General features: G+C 53.6%; 20 protein-coding genes and 4 tRNA genes. 4 read left to right on the top strand and 20 right to left on the bottom strand.

Translation table 11 applies throughout. The annotated features are described in order from the left end of the window. Nucleotides 1–58: 58 nt before the first annotated feature. The 6 genes from yigB to KWG64_RS20960 all read right to left on the bottom strand — a co-directional run bounded on the left by yigB (nt 59) and on the right by KWG64_RS20960 (nt 6226). A complete protein-coding gene (gene yigB / locus KWG64_RS20935; protein ID WP_195825719.1) occupies nt 59–775 on the bottom strand; it encodes a 5-amino-6-(5-phospho-D-ribitylamino)uracil phosphatase YigB in 717 nt (238 codons plus the stop codon). Further along, a complete protein-coding gene (gene xerC / locus KWG64_RS20940; protein WP_195816070.1) occupies nt 775–1686 on the bottom strand; it encodes a tyrosine recombinase XerC in 912 nt (303 codons plus the stop codon). Before xerC ends, yigB begins: the two co-directional genes overlap by 1 nt. Beyond that, nucleotides 1683–2387: a DUF484 domain-containing protein gene (locus KWG64_RS20945; protein ID WP_101079448.1), complete on the bottom strand. Its 705-nt coding sequence runs from the start codon at nt 2385–2387 to the stop codon at nt 1683–1685. The genes xerC and KWG64_RS20945 overlap by 4 nt, the downstream gene beginning before the upstream one ends. After that, nucleotides 2384–3208, bottom strand: a complete 825-nt coding sequence (dapF, locus tag KWG64_RS20950; RefSeq protein ID WP_195816071.1) for a diaminopimelate epimerase — start codon at nt 3206–3208, stop codon at nt 2384–2386. The genes KWG64_RS20945 and dapF overlap by 4 nt, the downstream gene beginning before the upstream one ends. 97 nt (nt 3209–3305) lie before the next feature. Further along, nucleotides 3306–3509, bottom strand: coding sequence for a lipoprotein (locus KWG64_RS20955; RefSeq protein WP_152324774.1), 204 nt, complete (start codon nt 3507–3509; stop codon nt 3306–3308). A 158-nt stretch (nt 3510–3667) separates the two neighbouring features. Next, nucleotides 3668–6226 (bottom strand): class I adenylate cyclase, encoded by a 2559-nt coding sequence (locus KWG64_RS20960; RefSeq protein WP_195825718.1) that lies wholly within the window; start codon nt 6224–6226, stop codon nt 3668–3670. Between the two features lie 330 nt (nt 6227–6556). On the opposite strand from KWG64_RS20960, the gene hemC reads away from it, so the two are divergent. From hemC to hemY, 4 genes are read left to right on the top strand one after another with little or no spacing between them, the layout of a single operon-like run. Further along, nucleotides 6557–7498 carry a hydroxymethylbilane synthase gene (gene hemC, locus KWG64_RS20965; RefSeq protein WP_218523026.1) on the top strand — a complete coding sequence of 314 codons (942 nt, stop codon included), beginning with the start codon at nt 6557–6559 and terminating at the stop codon, nt 7496–7498. Beyond that, on the top strand, nt 7495–8244 hold the full coding sequence (hemD, locus tag KWG64_RS20970) for a uroporphyrinogen-III synthase (RefSeq protein ID WP_218523027.1): 750 nt from the start codon (nt 7495–7497) through the stop codon (nt 8242–8244). The genes hemC and hemD overlap by 4 nt, the downstream gene beginning before the upstream one ends. A 13-nt stretch (nt 8245–8257) precedes the next feature. Next, the gene (gene hemX / locus KWG64_RS20975; protein WP_218523028.1) at nt 8258–9409 is read left to right on the top strand and encodes a uroporphyrinogen-III C-methyltransferase; all 1152 of its coding nucleotides are present in this window, start codon (nt 8258–8260) and stop codon (nt 9407–9409) included. Nucleotides 9410–9412: 3 nt separating this feature from the next. Further along, a complete protein-coding gene (gene hemY / locus KWG64_RS20980) occupies nt 9413–10609 on the top strand; it encodes a protoheme IX biogenesis protein HemY (RefSeq protein WP_218523029.1) in 1197 nt (398 codons plus the stop codon). Between the two features lie 602 nt (nt 10610–11211). On the opposite strand, the gene KWG64_RS20985 is transcribed toward hemY, so the two are convergent. From KWG64_RS20985 to wecC, 14 genes are all read right to left on the bottom strand, one after another. After that, nucleotides 11212–11288: transfer RNA gene (locus KWG64_RS20985), tRNA-Pro, on the bottom strand. A gap of 59 nt (nt 11289–11347) precedes the next feature. Then, nucleotides 11348–11433, bottom strand: a tRNA-Leu gene (locus KWG64_RS20990). Between the two features lie 29 nt (nt 11434–11462). Further along, nucleotides 11463–11538, bottom strand: a tRNA-His gene (locus KWG64_RS20995). 63 nt (nt 11539–11601) lie between these two features. After that, nucleotides 11602–11678 (bottom strand) — tRNA-Arg (locus KWG64_RS21000). A 143-nt stretch (nt 11679–11821) separates the two neighbouring features. Then, a complete protein-coding gene (locus tag KWG64_RS21005; protein WP_218523030.1) occupies nt 11822–13216 on the bottom strand; it encodes an amino acid permease in 1395 nt (464 codons plus the stop codon). A 256-nt stretch (nt 13217–13472) separates the two neighbouring features. Continuing rightward, entirely contained in the window at nt 13473–14213 is a 741-nt protein-coding gene (gene wecG, locus KWG64_RS21010) for a lipopolysaccharide N-acetylmannosaminouronosyltransferase (protein ID WP_195825712.1), read from the bottom strand. Continuing rightward, nucleotides 14203–15576, bottom strand: coding sequence for an ECA oligosaccharide polymerase (wzyE, locus tag KWG64_RS21015; RefSeq protein ID WP_218523031.1), 1374 nt, complete (start codon nt 15574–15576; stop codon nt 14203–14205). Before wzyE ends, wecG begins: the two co-directional genes overlap by 11 nt. Further along, nucleotides 15573–16655: a TDP-N-acetylfucosamine:lipid II N-acetylfucosaminyltransferase gene (locus KWG64_RS21020; RefSeq protein WP_218523032.1), complete on the bottom strand. Its 1083-nt coding sequence runs from the start codon at nt 16653–16655 to the stop codon at nt 15573–15575. Before KWG64_RS21020 ends, wzyE begins: the two co-directional genes overlap by 4 nt. After that, nucleotides 16652–17902 (bottom strand): lipid III flippase WzxE, encoded by a 1251-nt coding sequence (wzxE, locus tag KWG64_RS21025; protein WP_218523033.1) that lies wholly within the window; start codon nt 17900–17902, stop codon nt 16652–16654. Before wzxE ends, KWG64_RS21020 begins: the two co-directional genes overlap by 4 nt. Before the next feature lies 1 nt (nt 17903). After that, nucleotides 17904–19034, bottom strand: coding sequence for a dTDP-4-amino-4,6-dideoxygalactose transaminase (gene rffA, locus KWG64_RS21030; protein ID WP_218523034.1), 1131 nt, complete (start codon nt 19032–19034; stop codon nt 17904–17906). A gap of 4 nt (nt 19035–19038) precedes the next feature. Beyond that, nucleotides 19039–19728 carry a dTDP-4-amino-4,6-dideoxy-D-galactose acyltransferase gene (rffC, locus tag KWG64_RS21035; RefSeq protein WP_218523035.1) on the bottom strand — a complete coding sequence of 230 codons (690 nt, stop codon included), beginning with the start codon at nt 19726–19728 and terminating at the stop codon, nt 19039–19041. Then, nucleotides 19706–20587, bottom strand: coding sequence for a glucose-1-phosphate thymidylyltransferase RfbA (gene rfbA, locus KWG64_RS21040; RefSeq protein ID WP_218523036.1), 882 nt, complete (start codon nt 20585–20587; stop codon nt 19706–19708). Before rfbA ends, rffC begins: the two co-directional genes overlap by 23 nt. A 34-nt stretch (nt 20588–20621) precedes the next feature. After that, complete coding sequence (rfbB, locus tag KWG64_RS21045) at nt 20622–21689, bottom strand: dTDP-glucose 4,6-dehydratase (RefSeq protein ID WP_218523037.1); 1068 nt, start codon at nt 21687–21689, stop codon at nt 20622–20624. After that, entirely contained in the window at nt 21686–22948 is a 1263-nt protein-coding gene (wecC, locus tag KWG64_RS21050; protein ID WP_218523038.1) for a UDP-N-acetyl-D-mannosamine dehydrogenase, read from the bottom strand. The genes rfbB and wecC overlap by 4 nt, the downstream gene beginning before the upstream one ends. Nucleotide 22949: the final 1 nt, after the last annotated feature.

Here is a 22949-nt window from a genome sequence, read left to right on the forward strand (position 1 = left end):
CTGTGCCGCCGTGAACGCTTTTCTACTGTGAATTTATACAGAGTAATTTAAGAAGGGATTATAGCAATGCTGTCAGCGATGCCAACTGCGAAATCTCAATATGCGGTAACAGACGGGCATCCTGAATGTGCATCAGGTCGCCTTCGCGCAGATTAATCCAGCATGACTGCATGCCGCAACGCACGGAACCGGCGACGTCGGTGGTCAGATCATCACCCACGTGGAGAATTTGCTCCAGCGGTAAATCCAGTTTCATCGCCGCCTTTTTATACATGTCGGCATAAGGCTTGGCGCGGCCATGATCGCCGGCGCGTAACGTGAACTGGAAATACTGCGCCAGACCGCAGGCGTGAGGATCGGCGTTACCGTTGGTGATTGCCACCAGAGGCCAGCGTTCTGCCAGAGCCGCCAGCGCATCGTGGTTTTCCTGCGGAACATAAATACGGCTGCGCCATAAAGCGAAGGTTTCCATGGCGGCTTTCGTGCCCTGTTTTGCATCGCTTTCACCGAGACCCGCGCGGGTCATAGCCAGATGCACGGCCTGACGACGCCATTCCGTCACATCGTGATAAATCTCCGCGTCTTCGGCCAGCAGTTCGTTACGCATATCGCGGATAGCGCCCGGCGCCATATCCGCCAGCGCCGGGTGGTAACCCTGAATAAATTTCAGTGTTTCAGAATCGGTACGGCGGATGACGTCATAATTGTCGTACAGCGTGTCGTCTAAATCGAAAGTGATCGCTTCAATGCGTTTCAGCGGACGATAGAACTTCATCAGGATTTTCCTCGTTTTGCGCGGGGATGCGCGGCGTCGTAAACCGTCGCCAGATGTTGAAAGTCGAGGTGGGTATAGATTTGCGTGGTGGACAGGTTGGCGTGGCCCAGTAATTCCTGTACTGCGCGCAAATCACCGCTGGATTCCAGCACGTGCGTCGCGAATGAGTGGCGCAGTTTATGCGGGTGAATATGGCTGTTCACGCCTTGTTTCACGCCCCACTCGGCAAAGCGTTTTTGTACGTTGCGGGCGGAAATCCGGTTGCCCTGGCTCGACAGAAACATCGCGTCGTCCTTCGGGCCAAACAGGGCACGTCTTTCCAGCCAGTGTTCCAGCCAGGTCACCGCCGTTCGCCCGATAGGCACTTTGCGCTCTTTGCTGCCTTTCCCCAGAACACGCACTTCGCCTGAAGCCATATCAATATGCTTGCAGTCGATGCCCACCAGTTCGGATAAACGCAGCCCGCCGCCGTACATCACTTCCAGCATCGCGCGGTCACGCACGGAAAGCGGATCGTCGAGATCGATTTCCAGCAGTTTATTCACTTCATCGACGTCGAGATTTTTCGGCAGATGTTTTGGAGAACGCGGGGTGGAAATCCCTTTGGCAGGATTGGCGCTTAACACGCCCTGACGCACCAGCCAGTCGAGAAAACTGCGCAGCGAAGACATGCGCAAAGCCAGACTGGATGCGCCGAGACCGGCGCGTTTACTGCGGGCCAGCAACATACGCACTTTCGGCGCGTCAAGCTGTTGCCAGTGAGCAATACCAATCTCGCCTGCAATCACGATCAGGGCGTCTAACTGGCGGCTGTAATTGGTGGTCGTTAACGGGCTGAGCTGACGCTCGACGTGCAAGTAACGCAGAAACGCCCCGACGGCGGGATACAGAGGCGATTCAGACGGGCTCATACCCGTTCAATCCAGCGTTCCAGCAGGCCGGGTAACATTTTGGCGAGCTGGTCGAGTAATACGGTGCCCATTCCCGGCTGATAGTGCTGCGGGTCGCGGCTGCTGAAAATCAGCACGCCCAGTTCACCTTGCTCGCCCATCAGCGATAAGGCAACGGAACCGACGGCTTTGGCCTGCGGCAACAATAACAAAAGTTCAGGGCCGTTCAGGCCACCGAGATAATGCGGGGTTTCGCCCAGACGCTGAATCCGCATGGATTCAAAAGCGCTGCGGCTGACGGCAAGATGGGTGAAATCAGACGGTGCGCCAATGCGCCAGCCTTCGCTGAACAGGCGGACGTTCGCACCTGCCAGCCCCAGACTGCGCGCCCAGCGCTGCAGGCGGTTGAGCATATCCTGCAAACTGCTGGCGGCGGCGAGCGTGGCCTGAAGTTCGATCATGCGTCCGAACAACGATTCGTTGATCGACGCCTGTTCCATCAGCAACGTAATTTCTTCTTCGAGCTGAGCAATCTGATGACGCTGACGTCCGAGCTGCCACTCCACCAGCGAAGTGCTGCCTTTTACCGGGTGCGGAACGTGCATCTGTTCAACGCTGCGGGCATTGCGGATAAAGAAATCCGGGTTTTGCAGCAGGTATTGCATGACGCTGTCGTCGTCGAGCGCAATCACCGGTTCAATCTGGTCATCAAGATTGTTCATAGATGAATAAATCCGTCGTAAACGTGAGTGGCAGGTCCGGTCATATACAGCGGATGACCCGGCCCTTTCCAGCGAATATCGAGGCTGCCTCCCGGCAGTTCCACCTGAACTTCTTCTGCAAGTAAACCTTGCTGAATTCCTACGGCAACCGCCGCACAGGCGCCGCTTCCGCATGCCTGTGTTTCGCCTGCTCCGCGCTCATATACGCGAAGTTTGACGCTTTCCGGGCTGACAATCTGCATGAACCCGACGTTCACGCGCTCAGGAAAACGCTCATGGCTTTCCAGCACCGGGCCGAGAATTTCGACTTCGGCCGTCAGAACATCCTCAACCTGCAATACGCAGTGCGGGTTCCCCATCGACACGACGCCGCAAAATACTGTGCGCTCTTCCGCACGCAGAATATAGGTCTTTTCCGGTTTTGCTGCACGGAAAGGCACCTGCTGCGGCTCGAAAACCGGCTCACCCATATTGACCTGAACTTCTTCATCTTCCGTGACAGTCAGCGTCATACGGCCAGTCTGCGTACTGACGCGAATGTCGCGTTTGTTCGTCAGACCTTTAATGCGGACAAAGCGGGCAAAACAGCGCGCACCGTTACCACATTGCGCCACTTCGCTGCCATCCGCGTTGAAAATACGGTAATGGAAGTCTAATTCGGGATCGTAAGGAGGCTCTACCACCAGCAGCTGGTCAAAACCCACGCCACGGTGACGATCGGACAAACGACGGATCAACTCAGGAGAGAAATAGACATTTTGAGTGACGGCGTCAACGACCATAAAATCGTTGCCCAGGCCGTGCATTTTGGAGAACTGCATAACTGACTCCGTTTACCGCTGGTCAAATCCAGTCGCGATGATCCCTTCATGATACGAACCGGCACAAAGCCGCCGGTACGCCGACACAAAGTGTTGATTAATCTCTGGAGTTCGTCGTGAGATCTTCGGGTGATACGCCTTTCTGCTGCGAAGAACCGTCGTTAGCAGTACCCGGTACATTGCTGGTTTTTTGCTTTGTGGCTTTTTCCGGTGGTGGGAAATACAGCGGCCCTTTCAGCCCGCAACCGGAGAGAGCAAATAATATCGTCGCGGCCAGAGACCAGCGTAAAACGTTTTTCATTTTATGAATGCCTGTAATTCATGCGACCAAGCTCTCTATCATCGCAGGTGGATCATGAAAAGCAACAGGAATCGATAAAACCCGCGGGCACATTTTTGGGATTTAAAGGGAAAGAAAGCCGGATATTCTGCCGCGTGTCCGCCAGAGGAACGCTTTTTCTAATGCAGCTGGAATTGCTGTTTCAGGCGGGAGGGTTCCGCGTCGCTTTCGGGGATAACGGCGCAGGTCGCAGATAACGCGTTGCTGCGAAATGGGATCACCTGGATACGGTCATCAAGCGTTACAATCTGATAGAACTGCGGCAGGTTGAAGTTGATGAAGCTCGAGCCGTAGGTGAAGCGGTCATGTGAGGAAGAATAGAAGCGGCTGACGTCGCGCACCAGATCTTCTTTACTGCCTTCACAGTGGTGATACACCTCGACGCGGTTCGATTCATCAAGAATATAGATGTTAAAGCCGATATCGTCGGCGCTGTCTTCGAAGAAGAACTGAATGATCCCTTCGCTCGCATAACCGTCAATGACCGCAGGCAGATGCGCCTGATCGGTCTGCAATTTCACCGACAAACCGTGCAGTTTGTTATTGGAAATGGCTCCGTAAAATTCGACGGCATTTTCCAGTTTCTGTACGGAAACACTCAGACGCTCGAAGAACAGTCCCCAGGTCTGGCCGGAAACGCGTACCGCTTTGAAACGGCCAGGCTCCAGACGTTTGCTCGACAGGCGCAGCTCAATACATTCCGATACCAGTTGCTGAATGCGCGTGCGGATAAGCCCGCGCAAATGCTGGCTGTAGCAGAACACTTCCACCGATTCCGGCGGCGCGGCGTCCTGGTGCATTTTGCCCAGAATGGTTTTCAGCGCTTCCAGCACCGCCTGCTCGCCGCTGAAATGCAGCGTACGCACTTCATTCCACGAGTTGCGGTAGAGCAAATCAATGCTGCCGACCATGCATTCCTGATTCTGACCGAAGCTGAAAACGTCCAGTTTACGGAAATCAAAATGCACGACCTGATTGCGGAATGCGGCAGTCGGATCGTGTTCGAGGTTAACGATAATCGCCAGATGGCGGATTTCGCACGGGCTGTACAACGCTTTTGGCGTCGGGGCCGGTAAACGCAGCGGGAAACTGTGGGACACATCCGCCACCAGCTCGCGCAGTTTGGCGATGTCACACAGGCTGCCACTTTTAATGTGCAGCCGCGTGGTCGATGTCAGCAGGCCGTTGAAATACGCCCACGCCACCAGTTTATTCAGGTAACGGTTATATTCCAGCGGCTGATGGCTGACGATAGATTCCATCGACGGCGACTGGTTATACAGGTACCAGCCGGTGCGGTTCGCACGGCCAATCGGCACATGAATAAAGGTTAAATCGTTTTCGGACAGGTCAGGTGAAATCTGCGGATTCACCAGCGTGACTTTGCCAGGCAGTGCTTCGAATGCGGCGTACAACTTACGGGTCAGCACGCCGATATCCTGCGGGCTGGCGCTGACGCTTAAATTGTTGCGACGGGCAAAGCGGATCAGGTTGCGATAACTTTGCATCATGGCATCGAGCAGTTCGTTATGCGCTTCGCGCACACGCTCGATTTTCCAGTTCGCCCGGTTGTCCAGGATCGCCAGACGCTCTTCATCCCAGCCCCATTCTGCCACCAGCTGGCTGAGAATTTCGCGACGCCAGCCCACCGACGCACGGGCGCGGGACAGCTTTTCGCAGACTTTTAAATAGAAACAGCGGCGGACTAAATCGAGGCGGGTAAAATCTTCAATCTGGGTGAGGTAACGGGTCACGCGGTCGAGCATCATACAATAGGAATCAAGACCGAAGCAGACGATCTCACCCTGATGCAGGCGCTGTTTGATATCCATCGCCAGCAATTGTGTTTTCGGGTATTCCCACGAATAGGTTTCCAGCAGCAGCGTTTTCAGCACTGCTTTGTACGGCGAATCAATACTTTTATAGAGCTGCCAGAGGCTCGCGCCGAAATACTCTTCTGCCGACAGCGTACTGAGGCCGCCGAGATCGAGCCATTCGTTAGGCGTCAGCGCGCCCTGCGCATAAAGAGAAAGAACATATTCATCGTAATGCCCTTCTTCTTCGCCCGGCACCATGTTCCAGAGAATACGTTTCCCGGCCAGACGGACTGCCGTGCGGTAAAATTCGTCGAGCAATAAAATGTGCTGCGTTGAACCGCAGTCTTCACCGCCCAGACTGCCGCTTTCATTGTGGCGGAAGCGGTTTTCATCAATCAGGAAGAAACTGACTTCAACGCCCAGCGAAGCGGCCCATTTTTCTAACAGGCTGCATTTTTGCTGTAAGCGGTTGCGTTCTTCGTTATCGAGCCAGGACTGGTGACATACCCAGATATCGAGATCTGAGCTTTGGCTCTGACCAATAGAAGAGGTGCTGCCCATCGAATACACGCCGGTAATCGGCAATTCGCCTTTCGCCAGAGGTTCGAGCGCGCTTCCCCATTTATCTTCGAGGTCATTTAAATAGGTGTTTTGGGATTCATCAGGCGTGAAAATACAGATACCATGCGGAACCTTACCTTCAAGGTATCCCGGCATCAGAGGGTGATGTTGATGTAGAAAGACAGGAAGCAGCTGATAGACCTGTTGAAACGCAGGGCCCATTGCTGCCAGTGCACGATCGACTCGTAACTGGTTGATCGCATCCAATCTTTGCTTCAATGTCTCGATGTAGAGGTACAAGACGTTTCGCCTGATTATACAGTGTCTGGAAATAACCCCGTTCCAAATCCGTCATTTATCGTGATGCTTATGCTTTGAACAACCGCGATTGTGCAAATAGTTGACGAATAATTGCTGGAAACGTGATCAATTTAACACCTTGCTGATTGACCGTAAAGAAAGTAACGCACCACAATTACTCTTCCGCTTCTCTGGATTTTACCGCCTGTTCCTAAATGGAACAAATGACCTTCATCATCGTTAACCCTCTTTTACGAATGCCTTCTTACGCTGACAGCTTTCTATTGTCAGTGGTAGGATGGTCGCAGAGACAGTTAAACGGTAACAAACATGTTAGACAAAATCATTCGAATTGCCACCCGGCAGAGCCCTCTGGCTTTGTGGCAGGCACAATATGTTCAAACCCGGCTGATGGCCTGTCACCCCGGTTTACAAGTGGAACTGGTCCCAATGGTGACGAAGGGAGATATCATTTTAGATACCCCTCTGGCCAAAGTGGGCGGCAAAGGTTTGTTCGTTAAAGAGCTTGAACTGGCCATGCTGGATGGACGCGCAGATATCGCCGTGCATTCCATGAAAGATGTACCGGTTGAATTCCCCGAAGGTCTCGGCCTGGTCACTATTTGCGAACGCGAAGATCCGCGCGATGCTTTCGTCTCCAATCATTACGCCAGCCTGGCCGACTTACCGCACGGCAGCATCGTCGGAACGTCCAGCCTGCGCCGCCAGTGCCAGCTGCGTCAGAAGCGTCCCGACCTGCAAATCCGCGATTTGCGCGGGAACGTCGGCACACGTTTATCCAAACTCGATAACGGCGAATACAATGCCATCATTCTGGCCGTTGCCGGGCTGAAACGTCTGGGTCTGGAAGACCGCATCCGCGCTGCCCTGACGCCGGAAGAATGTCTGCCTGCCGTCGGACAAGGCGCTGTCGGTATCGAATGTCGCCTGGATGACCAGATCACCCGCGATTTACTCGCGCCGCTGGCACACCGCGAAACCACGCTGCGCGTGCAGGCCGAACGCGCCATGAATATGCGCCTTGAAGGCGGATGTCAGGTGCCTATCGGCAGTTACGCCGAGCTGGAAGGGAATGAACTGTGGCTCCGTGCGCTGGTTGGCGCACCGGACGGCAGCCAGATGGTGTGCGGCGAACGTCGCGGCCCTTCTGAAAATGCCGAAAGCATGGGTGTTGATCTGGCCGAAGAGTTGCTGGCCAACGGTGCCCGTGAAATTCTGCATGAGGTCTATCAGGGGAACGCCCCTAAATGACCATTCTGGTCACCCGCCCCTCTCCGGGAGGAGAAGCACTGGTCAGCCGGTTGCGCACTTTAGGCCGGGTGGCCTTCCATTCCCCGCTGATTGAATTTGCACCGGGGAACCAGCTCGCAATGTTGCCGAACCTGCTATCCTCATTAAATCAGCAGGATCTGGTGTTTGTACTCTCACAACATGCCGTGAATTACGCCGATCGCGCATTACGTCAGGCTGCGGTTCGCTGGCCGGACAACCTCAATTATTACGCGATTGGCCGAACCACCGGCCTGCTGTTTCACCGGGTCAGCAGCCTGCCTGTACTTTATCCGCAGGACGGTGAAACCAGCGAAATGCTGCTCAATCTTCCGACGCTGCGCCGCCTCGAAGGCAAAAAAGCGCTGATATTGCGCGGCAACGGCGGGCGTGAATTGCTGGCGGAAACGCTGACTGAACGGGGCGTCGACGTGGCGTACTGCGAGTGCTATCAGCGCAGCCCGATTCATTACGATGCCAGCGAGCAAAGCGCCCAATGGCAACGCGCCGGAATTGACACGCTGGTGGTCACCAGCGGAGAAATGCTCCAACAGCTGTACCAGTTAGTTCCTGATTACTACCGAAATTCATGGTTACTGCGCTGTAATCTGGTGGTAGTCAGCGAACGTTTGGCAACCCTTGCCCGCCAGCTTGGCTGGAGCGCCATTCGGGTTGCCGATAATGCAGATAATGATGCGCTGATCCGCGCATTACAACTACCTGACTAAGGGATGTGCCAAAATGACGGAACAAAAAAATCCTTCCGCTGCGGATGATGAAGTGATGATCTCCGGCGCGGTTGAGAGCCCCCAGCCAGACGCCTCCGGCCACGACCAGGAGCTGAAATCGTTGCGTAAAAAGCAGCGTACCGCGCCGGTGTTAGGCGCTATCGCGATTGTCTTAGTGATTGCGCTTGGCGCGGGCCTTTATTACCACGGTCATCAGCAATCGCTGGCTCAGGCGGCTTCCAACGAAGCGCTTTCTGAACAACTCGATGCCCTGCAAAAAACCCAGCAACAGGATAAACAGCAAATTGCTGCCCTGCTCGCTCAGCAGGACAAAACCCGGCAGGATGCCGAACGTCAGCAGGCGTCATTCGGCCGTCAGCTGAACGAATTGCAGGACAAAGTGGCCAGCATTTCCGGCAGCGATGCGAAAACCTGGTTACTGGCGCAAGCCGACTATCTGGTGAAACTCGCGGGCCGTAAACTCTGGAGCGATCAGGATGTCACGACTGCTGCCGCGCTGCTAAAAAGTGCTGATGCAAGCCTGGCTGATATGAACGATCCCAGCCTTATCGACGTTCGCCGCGCGCTGAACGAAGACGTCGGCAGTTTGTCCGCTGTGGCTCAGGTCGATTTCGACGGCATCATTCTGAAGCTGAATCAGCTGTCGAATCAGGTGGATAACCTGCGTCTGGCAGACAATGACACAGACGATTCGCCGATGGACAGTGACGGTTCCAGTTTGTCCGGCTCACTGGCCGAATGGCGTCAGAACCTGACCAAAAGCTGGCACAACTTTATGGATGACTTCATCACCATCCGCCGTCGTGATACCAGCGCAGAACCGCTGCTGGCGCCAAATCAGGATGTGTATCTGCGGGAAAATATCCGATCACGCCTGCTGATTGCCGCGCAAGCCGTTCCGCGCCATCAGGATGAAGTCTACAAACAGTCGCTGGAAAGTGTATCGACCTGGGTTCGCGCCTACTTTGATACGTCAGATCCGTCGACCAAAGCTTTCCTTGAGGAACTGGACAACCTTAGCCAGCAATCCGTTTCGATGGATGTGCCGGATGAGCTGAAAAGCCAGCCGATGCTGGAAAAACTGATGCAGACCCGCGTGCGTAACCTGCTTCAGCAGCCCGCCGCCGCAACACAGGGGGAATAACGCATGTTACGAGTTTTCGTGCTGTTCCTGATTGTGTTTGCCGGGATCATCGTCGGCCCGATACTGGCCGGCCATCAGGGCTACGTTCTGATTCAGACGGACAATTACAACATTGAAACCAGCGTCACCGGCCTGGTCATCATGCTGATCGTCCTGATTCTGGTGCTGTTTTTCATCGAGTGGATCCTTCGCCGCGTTCTGCGCACTGGCGCACGGACACGCGGCTGGTTTGCCGGACGTAAAAGCTCCAAAGCACGTAAGCAGACCAAGGCCGCCATGCTGAAACTGGCGGAAGGCGATCATCGTCAGATGGAAAAATTGCTGGCCCGCAATGCCGATCACGCCGATCAGCCGGTGGTGAATTACCTGCTTGCCGCCGAAGCAGCGCAACAGCGTGGGGATGATATCCGAACAAATCAGTATCTTGAACGTGCGGCAGAAATTGCCGATACCGACCAGATGCCGGTGGATATCACCCGAGTCCGCATCCAGCTGGCGCAAGGTGAAATCCATGCTGCACGCCACGGCGTTGACCGGTTGCTCGGGCAATCGCCGCGCCATCCGGAAATTTTACGTCTGGCGGAACAGGCTTATCTTCGCACCGGCGCTTACGGTTCGCTGCTGGAAATTTTACCTTCCATGGCGAAAGCGGATATTCATACCGACGACGAGATTCGCGTTCTTCAGGAACAGGCGTATATCGGCATGATGAACCAGCTGATGGCAGAAGAAGGCAGCGACGGCCTCAAGCGCTGGTGGAAAGATCAGAGTCGCAAGACCCGCCATGAAGTGGCGTTGCAGGTCGCGATGGCGAAACACCTGATTGAATGCAACGATCAGGATCTGGCGCAGGAAGTGATCCTTGACGGCCTGAAACGCCAGTATGACGATCGTCTGGTCGCACTGATGCCTAAGCTGCGTTCCGGGAATCCGGAGCAACTGGAAAAAACGCTGTATCAGCTGATTAAACAAAACGGTCCGTCGCCGCTGCTGAGCAGTACGCTGGGGCAGTTACTGATGAAGCATGGCGAATGGCTGAAAGCGAGCGAGGCTTTCCGTGAAGCGCTGAAACAGCGCCCTGATGCTTACGATTACGCGTGGCTGGCTGATGCGCTGGATAAACTGCATAAACCGGCTGAAGCAGCGGAGATGCGCCGTGAAGGGCTGATGCTGACGCTCAATAACGATCAGCAGCTTTAACCAGAACCGGGCTTCACATTATGTAAAAGGCTCCTTCGGGAGCCTTTTTTACGCCTGGTGCAAATCGCACATAAAAAAACACCTGCAATATAAGCAGGTGTATAAAACAATCAGGTCCAGGACAACAGATGAGTGCCTCACTCAACGTTTTGCCTTCTGGTTGATAGCGCATCAGCGTTATCGGTCAGGATGACAATAGGCACTATAAATTGGCTCTGCATCATTCCCAGGTTTATGAAGCCGGAGCAAACATAATAGGTGGAATGAGCATCTACGGCGGGAATATTGCAGGAGGCGTGCCAGTATGGCAATAGTGGATGTGAAATTTTTAATATCATTGAAAAGTAAGCGTTTTATTTTTCAGCGTAGCCAGAGTCAAAACCCTCCACGCTCAATAGCATTTCGCAGCCACCTCAATCTGTCTCCGCTGAACGACAGCTAAAACCTTGCCTGAGTGACTCTTTATTTATCAATAAGATAAATGTCTCAAGACAGAGACAGATAACAGGGGGAATGTCGTGAAACGGCTACAACGGACAGAAAGGGATTTTTAGAAATAACAGACGAAAAAAAACCTGCTTTAGAAGCAGGTTTCTTAAATGTGGTCGGCGAGAGAGGATTCGAACCTCCGACCCACTGGTCCCAAACCAGTTGCGCTACCAAGCTGCGCTACTCGCCGATGTCGTGCATCTTACTACTTTATGATGCTAACTGCATCATTTAAATGAATTTTGTGTGTGGTGCGAAGGGAGGGACTCGAACCCTCACATCCGAAGGACACTAACACCTGAAGCTAGCGCGTCTACCAATTCCGCCACCATCGCATGTCACAATCACAAAATCATTTTTAGAGTGGGGTGGCTAATGGGGCTCGAACCCACGACAACTGGAATCACAATCCAGGGCTCTACCAACTGAGCTATAGCCACCATATCTCTAACTAACGTGAAATGTTTAATTCAACAATTCACCGCAACTCTAGCGCAAACTAATGGTGCGCCCGACAGGATTCGAACCTGAGACCTCTGCCTCCGGAGGGCAGCGCTCTATCCAGCTGAGCTACGGGCGCTTAGCGCCGTTGCGGGTGGGGATACTACGGTTTTAACGCCAAGCTGTCTAGTGCTTTTTATCAGAAATATTGCGTTTGATTACGCTTTATCCAATCCGCATTAAAAGTAAGCGCCTTCCCTTCCCCACCCATGACTTACAGCGTTATTTTACCTTTTCCGCCGTAAGTGCAGCACGCTTATGCATGCCCAGGCCGAAGTATATCAGTGACACCGCCGCGATGAAAATACCGCCAACCAGCAGAGAAACCCGCGTATCCGGGTTAATTGCCATGCCCACCAGCACACACGCCAGGAAAATCAGCGTCAGATAGTTGGTGTAAGGGAACAGCACGGACTTGAACGGATGGTTTTTCAGTTTCTCTTTATGCGCGTCACGAAAACGCAGCTGGCTAATCAGCACAACAAACCACGGTACCATGCCCGGCAGCACGCTGGCGCTATAGACATAAACGAACACTTTCTCCGGATTCGGGATCACGTAGTTCAGGCATGAACCCACCAGCAGACATAAAATCGTAATCGCGATGCCATAAACCGGGACGCCGCTTTTAGAAACCCGGCTCAGGAACGAAGGCAACTGGCGGTTCTTTGACAAGGCGTAAAGCATACGTCCGCAGCTGTACATGCCGCTGTTACAGCCCGACAGCGCCGCCGTCAGTACCACAAAGTTGATGATACCGGCCGCAGAGGCAATACCAATTTTCGCGAAGGTTAAAACGAACGGGCTGCCGTGCGTGCCCATTTCGTTCCACGGGAAAATCGTGATGATGACGAAAATCGCGCCCACGTAGAAAATCAGGATACGCCACAGGATATTATTGATGGCGCGTTTGAGGGTCACCTGCGGGTTTTTCGCTTCACCGGCAGTAATCCCCACCAGCTCAACGCCCTGATACGACGCCACGACGATACACAGCGCGAAGAGGAACCCTTTCCAGCCGCCAGCGAAGAAGCCGCCGTGCGCCGTCAGGTTTGCAAATCCCACCGGTTCGCCGTGATTACCAAAGCCGAAGAAAATCACCGCCAGCCCGACCACAATCATCACAATAATGGTGGTGATTTTGATCAGCGCAAACCAGAACTCCATTTCGCCATAAAGCTTAACGGCGGCCAGATTCGCCGACGCCACAATCGCCACGGCAATCAGTGCCGGGATCCACTGCGGCAGTTCGGGGAACCAGTATTGCGCGTAGACGCCGATCGCGGTGATTTCAGAAATCCCCACCGCTATCCACATAAACCAGTAACTCCACGCCGTCAGATAGCCGTAATACGGCCCGAGATATTTATGCGCGTAGACTGCAAACGAACCGGCAACCGGCTCAAGATGCAGCATTTCACCCATTGAGCGCATGATAAAGAAGACAAAAACGCCCGCCAGAATATACGCAAGCAGTACCGACGGGCCCGCCCATTTGAGCGTGCTTGCCGCGCCCATAAACAGCCCTACACCGATGGTGCCACCCAGTGCAATCAGCTCGATATGCCTCGCTTCAAGCCCCCGGTGTAGCCCACCTTTTTCTTCTTGATTCGCCATAGATCCTCAATTTCTCTGTATTTGTGTTTGCCTTTCGGAATGACCGAATTGTTATTTTTATTGTGATATTCCCCGCTGAAGGCGGAAAAACGGCGTTATGGTTTCGTATTTTCTAACGAGTTGCAAACCACAATTGAGAAAGATACGCATTGATAGACAAGACAGACTGCAAACGTAAGCAAGAGGAAGGCAAAAATGAGAGGTCGCTCGCCGCCCTGAGAAATTGGGGCGGCGAAGGTTTTAAGGCGGTCAGGATTTACAGACGGTTGGTGTAGTAATAGCGGACGAACTTCAGCAGTTTGAGCTGACGGCGTAAACGGCTGGGCTGCAAAATCAGGCGGTACAGCCATTCAAGCCCCAGCTTCTGCCAGAGTTTAGGCGCGCGTTTTACGTGGCCGGTGAAAACGTCATACGTCCCGCCGATCCCCATATACAGCGCATCGGGATGAACCAGACGGCAATCGCGCATCAGGATTTCCTGTTTCGGCGACCCCATTGCGACTGTCACAATCGCCGCACCGCTGGCTTTCACCCGTTCGAATAGCGCATCACGTTGTTCCGGCGTGAAATAACCGTTCTGACTGCCGACAATATTGACGTTCCAGCGCGCACGGAGCTTCTCTTCGGTTTGCTGAAGAATCTCGGGTTTACCGCCAATCAGAAACACCGGCGTTCCTTCGGCACCGGCGCGCTGCATCAGCCCTTCCCACAAATCCGCACCGGCGATGCGCGATATTTTCGCCCCGGGATACTTGCGGCGAATGGCGCGCACAATGCTGATGCCGTCGGGATATTTATATTCCGCCACTTTAATCAGCGCGCTCATTTCCGGATTGCTTTCGATGGTCAGCACTTTCTCGGCATTCATCGCCACCAGCGAACCGGTTTTCACCTGATTATCGGCAAACAGATAATCAATAAAATGCGCCATATCGCGGAAGCCCCAGAGGCGGATCCCGCGGATATCATATTGTGGAACATTATTCTCAGAGTTCATTAAAATTCCTGCCAGAGTCAGGCTCCATGAGGTTTTTTCTGCGCGGCATTTTGACACGGATAAGCCCGGCGGCATCGAACATCCAGTACAGGAGTTTGGCGACGACCAGACATGCACCGAACACCAGGCAGAAAAACACCACCCGTGAGAAGAAGGAATCCACGCCTTCACGGGCCAGCACAATCATATTAAACACCGCACCAAAGCAGAAACTTTGCAAAATGGCGGCCTTATAAGGGTTCGCGTCCGCTTTCCCTTTTTCGTATAGCCAGTCTAACCATTTCATGATCATGCCCACCGCGACGGCGCCCAGCGGAATAAACCACACGCCGCCCATCACCACCAGAGAACCAATCAGGGTCGGGGAAATCGCCAGACCGGAGTGGTTATCGAGCACTTCCCAGGTGAAATAGTTGGCAGAATTGAGCACGATGCCTGGACGGTCATGCCACAGCCAGGTCGGGATGAAAACGTAGAAATCACGCACAATCGGCGCAAGACCCTGGAAGCTGATTTTGTCGTAGTTCTGCAACAGCAGCCCCAGATTTTCCCACGGAGAAAACGTGTCGCGCGTCAGATACAGGAAAGTATAAATCGCTTCCGGGCCGCTGACGTTCAGGCCATAGCGTTTAAGCGCCAGCCAGAACATGCCGACAATCCCCAGCACGCCCGCCACCGCCAGCATCCACAGACTGATCCAGCCGCGCACAATGCCGATAAACAAAAACAGCGCAAAAGCGATGATGATATTGGCGCGGGTTCCGCCGACGATAACGTACGTCAGGAAGCCAAAAGCCACGGTGCTGGCGAGGAAAAACAGCCAGCGGCGGACATCCGGTTTGATGAAAAACACCACCAGCATCGCCGGAATGAAGAAGTAAAAGAAGCGTTTAAGCGCCACACCGGAGACATCGCTGGAGAAGATCTGGCTGTAGGATTTCAGCTTAAACAGCAAAAAACCGTTGTGCATGAAGAAGATGGAAACGGTGACGACTGCAATCAGCGCCAGCAGCATCCAGGTCAGATGGGTTTCGACCCGGTTCATGGTAAACAGTGGCCGTGAAGGGCCGTCGCGTTTAGCCTTCAGCCGCGTTTTGTAGCAAACGTAATAAATGCCATAGAAACAGGTCGCGGCCAGCATTGCCTGCAACAGGTTTTCCACCGGAACCACTTTGACGTCAAACTGGAAAACCAGCAGACAGGTCAGCGGAAAACCAAAGTAGAACGTCAGCAGATACAGTAACGAAAATAAGACGTTAAAGTTGAAACGCACGCGCCGGAACTCTTTGTACGTCAGCGTGAGAATAAACAGCAGCGACAGCACGTAAACGACGGTCAGGCCGCCTAATTGTGCCAGCGTCATGACGTTTCTCCCGCCGCGAGCAGTAATGCCTGCTGCCAGCCTGAAATATAGTTCGGATTAAAGAAGGCGATGTTTTTGCGATCGGCATTCAGTAACTGACGCCGCGCCTCAGCGACCACTTTTTCATCCAGCATATCGCCGTAGAAAAGCACCGGCAGATGCTGCTCGGCCAGATCCTGCCAGAAAGGATTCTGACGGCTGACGACAAACGGCACGCCGAACTGAATCAGGAGACATTGCGTCCCGATGCCCTGCTGGCGGTCGAAAATAAAATAGCCCAGCGAGCAGCGACGCAACACATTCAGATAATCGTCGAACGCCATGGCGCCGGTCATCAGGTCGACATTTTCGGGCGCAAACAGCGTTAATGCCTCGGTGCGAACCTGCTCAATGTAAGTCTGATTATCCGCCGGGTATCCCATCGGGATAATCACGCGGATACCGCTACCGAACTGCTGATGCAGCGAACGCAGTGCTTCAATGTGGCGGTTACTGCGGTCACCGGAATTCCCCACCAGCACCGTCATCGGCCCTTCAGGTTCAGGCAGATCAGCGGGTTGGGTCAGCGCCGGATCCATCCGCGTCGGAAAATACAGTAAAGAAGACGGCGTACGCGGGTATCGCTGATGGAAATGAATCAGATCGCCGCGCGTGGCAAAGACATGCCCGATACGTCCCTGCGCCAGGCGGCGCATGAAATAAAACAGGCGGAATTTCAGGCCTCCGGCAGATTCATACAAATCTGCACCCCAGATATGCCAGCTCGCCTGCGAGGCTTTGATTTTGCCCGTCAGCAGCGCCAGCCAGAGGGTGGGATTAAATTGCCCGTGGAAGAAAAAGTGGTGCGTCCGGTCCTGCGCGCGGGAAATCACCGCCGCAGCCAGCGTTTTTTTGTCGGGATAAACCCGAATGTCCAGGCGCGTAAACTCAGCAAACGCCGAAGCATCCGCCGCCGCGACCATAAAATGACAAATCCGCTTTTCAGGCGTGCATTCGGCCAGCACGTCGTTGAAAAAGCGCAGTACGGTTACATTATGATGAGGGATGTCAGATCCCAAAACGTGAATCAGCGTTGTCATGCTCGTCTACGATAGATAACAAATACAGTGCAGCACGCGGCAAAATAGACGATATACGTCGCCATATATGCCTGCGCGGCGCCCAGAGAACCGTGAATCGGGATCAGCCAGTGTGAGAAACCGGTCAGCAGCGCGAACTGACTGATTTCTGTCAGCACATAAAAGCGCAGAGACGCGCGGGCGATCACCAGATACCCAAAAACATACGAGCCGACTTTCAGTACATCGCCCACCAGTTGCCAGGCGAACAAATCGCGCATCGCGATAAATTGTTTTGAAAACAACAGCCAGATAGCAAAATCGCGCAGTAACCAGACCGTGAAACTGACCGCGGCCACGGCGGGGATGACAAATTTCAGTGACTTCACGATTTCGCGGGAAATATCCCGTTTATCAGTCAGCCGGGATAATGTGGGCAACAAATACACGCTGAATGAGGCGGTAATAAATTGCAGGTAAGCATCCGAAATACTGCTGACTCCCTGCCAGATCCCCACATCTTTCCAGCTGTAATGTTCAGCCAGCAGATTTCGCATCATCACATACGCCACCGGGATCGTGACGGAAGTGATCAGCGCCATCAGCGTAAATTTACCGAGATGGCTGGCAATAAAACGATCCCAGCCCGGCTTTAAGTATTCCAGCGGAAAGGATTTGCGCTTCCACAACATGCCAGCCGCGGGCAGGATGACCAGCGCAGGCACCAGCGCCAGACCGGCCAGCGCACCTTCGTAGCCGCCCAGTTTGAAGCACGCCAGATAAGCGACTAACCCAATCAGGCTTCCGCCAATCACCGCCAGCGCGTTGCCCATCGCATCGCGATATCCTTTCAGGATCGCCTGAAAATAGTTGGCGTAGGCGATGCCCATCTGGATAAAGGCTACGGCGCGGACGACCGCCTGATAGCGCTCATGCCCGAACAGACCGGTACTGATCGGCCCGGCGAGCAGCAGAAATATCGCCGCCAGCAGCGTGGAGAAACCTAAAATCAGCGATGACGATGTCCCGAGGACGGCTTTAAGACGCTCAGGATTATCATGGTGTTCGGCAACATATTTGGTGACGCCGTTGAAGATCCCGGCACCGGACAACACGCCCAACACCGTGACCATCTGACGGAAATTCCCCGCCTGCCCCACGCCTTCCGGCCCGAACGCCACGGCCAGCAGTTTGACCACCAGCAATCCGGCGCCAATTTTAATCAGCGTGGAACCGGCGGTCCAGACTGACGCTTTTGCCAGCGACATATCAGGCGAAGTATTGCAGCATGGCTGCAATCACAGTGCGCTGTGTATCGTCGGCCATGTTATAGAACAACGGCAAGCGCACCAGACGCTCACTTTCCTGCGTGGTAAAGCGGTCGGTGCCAGAGAAACGCCCGAAGTTTTCGCCAGCCGGACAGGCATGCAGCGGAATGTAATGGAATACGGTGAGGATATTGGCCGCTTTCATATGGCGGATGAACGCATCGCGATCTTCGATATCGTTCAGACGAACATAGAACATGTGGGCGTTTTGCACACATTCCTGCGGGATAGCCGGAAGCTGGATACGACCTGCATCGGCCAGATCCTGCAAGGCTTCGTAATACTGATTCCAGATAGCCAGACGGCGCTGATTAATTTTTTCAGCAGCATCCAGATTTCCCCACAGATACGCGGCCTGCAAGTCAGACATCAGATAGCTTGAGCCGATATCGCGCCAGGTATATTTATCCACCTGCCCGCGGAAGAACTGGCTGCGGTTGGTGCCTTTTTCGCGAATGATTTCAGCACGATCAATCAGCGCCGGATCGTTGATCAGCGTCGCACCGCCTTCGCCGCCTGCGGTGTAGTTTTTCGTTTCGTGGAAACTGAAACAGCCGATGTGGCCGATCGTTCCCAGCGCTTTGCCTTTGTAAGTCGACATCACGCCCTGCGCGGCATCTTCCACCACGAACAGGTGATGCTTTTCGGCCAGCGCCATGATGGCGTCCATTTCACAGGCCACGCCTGCGTAATGAACCGGCACAATCACTTTGGTTTTAGCCGTAATCGCCGCTTCAATCAGGGTTTCATCGATATTCATGGTATCCGGGCGGACATCCACAAAGACGATTTTCGCGCCACGCAGAACAAACGCATTGGCGGTCGAGACGAACGTGAAGCTCGGCATAATCACTTCATCGCCCGGCTGGATATCAAGCAGCAATGCGGCCATTTCCAGCGACGCCGTGCAGGACGGCGTCAGCAATACTTTCGGACAGTTGAAATGTTGTTCGAACCATTTCTGGCAGCGCAGCGTGAATCCGCCATCGCCGCAAAGTTTGCCACTGCTCATCGCCTCGCGCATGAAATCAATTTCAGTGCCAACAATCGGCGGCGCATTAAAAGGGATCATCGTTTCACCTGTACAGCCAGTACGCCGTGCGCGTGACTTTGCCACCGCTGGCGAGATAAAGGTTTAAAGCCGGAAGGTTGCCGGTTTGTGTCGCGACGTGCAGACGCGAAACGCCCTGACCGGCACACCATTGTTTCGCAGCCGCCATTAATGTCTTGCCCACTCCCCGCCCCTGACATTCAGGTCTGACGGCCAGCAGGCCAATTCTTGCTTCGCCATTGGCTAACTGACGCAGCGTCACAAATCCGCTCGCGTCATCGGCCCACAGGCAAAGATGGTCGAATGTGCCCAGCACTGCTTTTTCCGCCCACATCGCATAAAACCGCGCGCTGTCATCCGGCTGATACCACGGCGACCGAAAACGGCTCAGGCGAAACGCCTGACGGGCGATCATCACCACGTCCGCAATATCTTCCGGCACCGCCAGACGCCCGGCGGGCAACGCGATATCCTGCGCACTCACCGCGACGCACACATCGGTTTCACCTTCGGCCAGACGAAAGCCGAGCGCGAACAGCGCATCCAGCATTTCGGTCTGATCCGCGTCCACTTTTGCCTGCACCAGCGCATATTGCGCCAGCGCCTCTGGCGTTACGACGGTTTCCGCCGACGCATCCAGGCTCAATTTGGCACTGCACAACTGGAAGAAATCGCTCTCCCAGTCGAGCGGTTCAATATTGCCGTGGACGGGCATGTAACAAGTCCAGTAAGTATTTTCCATAACCCGTTTTTGCCAGCGTTTGGGCTGCGTGCCTTACGGCATCATCATCAAGCCAACCGTTACGCCAGCCGATTTCTTCCAGGCAAGCTATTTTAAAACCTTGCCGCTTTTCGACAGTTTGCACAAAGGTACTTGCCTCAATCAGACTGTCATGCGTTCCGGTATCAAGCCAGGCAAAGCCGCGGCCCAACAACTCAACCGACAATTCACCCCGTTCAAGGTACATCTGGTTGATGGAGGTAATTTCGAGTTCACCACGCGAAGAGGGTTTAACCTTTTTCGCGAAATCAACGACCTGGTGATCGTAAAAATACAGCCCTGTCACCGCCCACTTTGATTTCGGATGTTCCGGTTTTTCTTCAATAGATAAAGCCCGAAAATCGTCGTCAAATTCCACAACACCAAAACGTTCTGGATCCATAACCTGATAGCCAAATACCGTTGCGCCCGTTTCACGGGCGGCCACTGACCGTAATTTCGGGCTAAAACCCTGACCAAAGAAAATGTTATCACCAAGCACAAGGCAGGTAGGTTGCCCATCGATAAAGTCTTCACCAATCAGAAAGGCTTGCGCTAAACCATCAGGGCTGGGTTGCACTGCATATGTCAAATGAATTCCAAATTCGTCACCGTTGCCCAGCAGTCGTTGGAAGAATGGCTTATCCTCCGGCGTCGTAATGATCATAATATCGCGAATACCCGCAAGCATAAGCACTGAAAGCGGGTAATAAATCATGGGCTTATCGTAAATAGGTAACAACTGTTTTGACATACCGCGCGTGATGGGGTGCAACCGGGTACCAGAGCCTCCGGCAAGAATGATACCTTTCATTGCTTATCCTCTGTTTAATCTTGAAAAATGCGCATTAGCCTTTAAGGCCCAGACGCTCACCACGATAGCCACCATTTTGAACACGTTGCCACCAGGTTTGGTTATTCAGATACCACATCACAGTTTTACGTAAACCGGTTTCAAAAGTCTCTTCCGGTTTCCAGCCAAGTTCATGCTCAATTTTGTCAGCATTAATTGCGTATCGAAGGTCATGTCCTGGGCGATCTTTAACGAAGGTAATTAAATCCCGGTAATGCTCTACATTGCTCGGTTTCTGCGGAACAAGCTCCTCAAGCAATGCACAGATGCCTTCTACGACCTCAATATTTTTACGTTCATTGTGCCCACCAATATTATACGTCTCCCCTATGCCACCTTTCGTCAAAACCAGATATAAAGCGCGCGCATGATCTTCCACATAGAGCCAGTCACGAATCTGACCGCCATCGCCATAAACCGGTAAAGGCTTTCCTGCTAATGCATTGAGGATAACGAGTGGGATCAGTTTTTCTGGAAAATGGTAAGGACCATAATTATTGGAACAATTAGTGACTAAGGTCGGCAATTCATAGGTACGCAACCATGCTCTCACAAGATGATCACTGGCAGCTTTTGAAGCTGAATAGGGGCTGCTCGGCGCATAAGGTGTGGATTCAGCAAACTGAGCATCAGTCGCCTGAAGATCGCCAAACACTTCGTCCGTAGAAATATGATGAAAACGAAACACCTTGCGTGCAGTTTCTGACAGCGTCAGCCAGTACTGGCGGGCAGCTTCCAGCAGTTGATATGTGCCCACCACGTTGGTTTCGATAAATGCTGCGGGCCCGTCGATAGAACGATCGACATGACTTTCGGCAGCCAAATGCATAACGGCGTCTGGCTGATATAGCGAAAACACAGAGTCCAGTGCAGCACGATCATTAATATCAACCTGTTCGAATGCGTAACGTGGATCTGCCGAAATCTCAGCGAGTGAATCAAGGTTGCCCGCATAAGTCAGCTTATCGACAACAATCGCGAAATCTTGTGTGTTATGAATAATATGTCTGACAACGGCAGAACCGATAAAGCCTGCGCCACCAGTGATCAGTATTTTATTCATCGCCACACACCTTTGGTATCCACGATCCAGGACTGGCGGATCGTGCTGGCCGGCATCGCCTTGAACGAGGTGTGATCAACCAGCATCACCAGAAGATCGGCGTCTTTCAGGGCATCATCCAGAGAATGCAGTGTCACTTTTTCTGCCAGCGACGCCGGAAGCTGATGAACATTCGGTTCAACGGCCCAGGTCTCGCCTGCATGCCAGTCGGCAATCAGATGGGTGACTTCAACGGCCGGGCTTTCGCGCAGGTCGTCAATATTCGGTTTAAACGCCAGACCAAAGCAGGCGATTTTGATTTCGGAAGCGCGCTTCCCGGTGGTCGTCAGGCAATCTGCCAGCGCGGCCTTCACGCGATCAACCACCCAGTGCGGTTTGCTGTCATTCACTTCGCGCGCCGTGCGGATGATCCGCGCAAGTTCAGGGTTCTGCGCCACAATAAACCACGGGTCGACCGCAATACAGTGGCCGCCAACGCCCGGTCCCGGCTGTAAAATATTCACGCGCGGATGACGGTTTGCCAGGCTGATCAGCTCCCAGACATTAATGCCCTGCGCATCGCAAATCAGCGACAGCTCATTAGCGAAAGCAATGTTGACGTCACGGAAGCTGTTTTCGGTCAGCTTGCACATTTCCGCCGTACGCGAATTCGTAACCACACATTCCCCTTTCAGGAAAATGTTGTACAAATCACTGGCGCGCTGCGAGCACACAGAGGTCATCCCGCCAATCACGCGGTCATTTTTGATCAGCTCAACCATCACCTGACCCGGCAAAACGCGTTCAGGGCAGTAAGCAATATTGATATCCGCCTGCTCACCCGCCTGTTGCGGGAAGCTCAGATCCGGGCGAACTTCGGCCAGCCATGCTGCCATTTGTTCTGTCGCGCCGACCGGAGACGTGGATTCCAGAATGATCAGGTCACCCTTTTTGAGTACCGGCGCCAGAGAACGCGCGGCGGATTCCACGTATTTCATATCCGGCAGATGATCGCCCATAAAAGGCGTCGGTACGGCAATCAGGAAAGCATCCGCAGGTTCGGGCTGAGTGACGGCGCGGAGGAAACCGTCTTCTACCGCCTGTTTTACCAGCGTGTCGAGATCAGGTTCAACGATATGAATGGCGCCACGGTTAATGGTCTCAACCGCGTGCTGATTGATGTCCACCCCCACGACTTTTTTCTGGCGTGAGGCGAAGGCGGCAGCCGTCGGCAAACCGATGTAACCCAGTCCGATTACAGAAATAGTATTGAAATTCATG

This window comes from Rahnella sp. PD12R (assembly GCF_019200965.1).
Taxonomy (GTDB): Bacteria; Pseudomonadota; Gammaproteobacteria; order Enterobacterales; family Enterobacteriaceae; genus Rahnella; species Rahnella laticis.

Coding starts and splice junctions, on each gene's coding strand:
- yigB (WP_195825719.1), bottom strand. CDS start 775: ATGAAGTTCTATCGTCCGCTGAAACGCATTGAAGCGATCACTTTCGAT.
- xerC (WP_195816070.1), bottom strand. CDS start 1,686: ATGAGCCCGTCTGAATCGCCTCTGTATCCCGCCGTCGGGGCGTTTCTG.
- KWG64_RS20945 (WP_101079448.1), bottom strand. CDS start 2,387: ATGAACAATCTTGATGACCAGATTGAACCGGTGATTGCGCTCGACGAC.
- dapF (WP_195816071.1), bottom strand. CDS start 3,208: ATGCAGTTCTCCAAAATGCACGGCCTGGGCAACGATTTTATGGTCGTT.
- KWG64_RS20955 (WP_152324774.1), bottom strand. CDS start 3,509: ATGAAAAACGTTTTACGCTGGTCTCTGGCCGCGACGATATTATTTGCT.
- hemC (WP_218523026.1), top strand. CDS start 6,557: ATGTTAGACAAAATCATTCGAATTGCCACCCGGCAGAGCCCTCTGGCT.
- hemD (WP_218523027.1), top strand. CDS start 7,495: ATGACCATTCTGGTCACCCGCCCCTCTCCGGGAGGAGAAGCACTGGTC.
- hemX (WP_218523028.1), top strand. CDS start 8,258: ATGACGGAACAAAAAAATCCTTCCGCTGCGGATGATGAAGTGATGATC.
- hemY (WP_218523029.1), top strand. CDS start 9,413: ATGTTACGAGTTTTCGTGCTGTTCCTGATTGTGTTTGCCGGGATCATC.
- KWG64_RS21005 (WP_218523030.1), bottom strand. CDS start 13,216: ATGGCGAATCAAGAAGAAAAAGGTGGGCTACACCGGGGGCTTGAAGCG.
- wecG (WP_195825712.1), bottom strand. CDS start 14,213: ATGAACTCTGAGAATAATGTTCCACAATATGATATCCGCGGGATCCGC.
- wzyE (WP_218523031.1), bottom strand. CDS start 15,576: ATGACGCTGGCACAATTAGGCGGCCTGACCGTCGTTTACGTGCTGTCG.
- KWG64_RS21020 (WP_218523032.1), bottom strand. CDS start 16,655: ATGACAACGCTGATTCACGTTTTGGGATCTGACATCCCTCATCATAAT.
- wzxE (WP_218523033.1), bottom strand. CDS start 17,902: ATGTCGCTGGCAAAAGCGTCAGTCTGGACCGCCGGTTCCACGCTGATT.
- rffA (WP_218523034.1), bottom strand. CDS start 19,034: ATGATCCCTTTTAATGCGCCGCCGATTGTTGGCACTGAAATTGATTTC.
- rffC (WP_218523035.1), bottom strand. CDS start 19,728: ATGCCCGTCCACGGCAATATTGAACCGCTCGACTGGGAGAGCGATTTC.
- rfbA (WP_218523036.1), bottom strand. CDS start 20,587: ATGAAAGGTATCATTCTTGCCGGAGGCTCTGGTACCCGGTTGCACCCC.
- rfbB (WP_218523037.1), bottom strand. CDS start 21,689: ATGAATAAAATACTGATCACTGGTGGCGCAGGCTTTATCGGTTCTGCC.
- wecC (WP_218523038.1), bottom strand. CDS start 22,948: ATGAATTTCAATACTATTTCTGTAATCGGACTGGGTTACATCGGTTTG.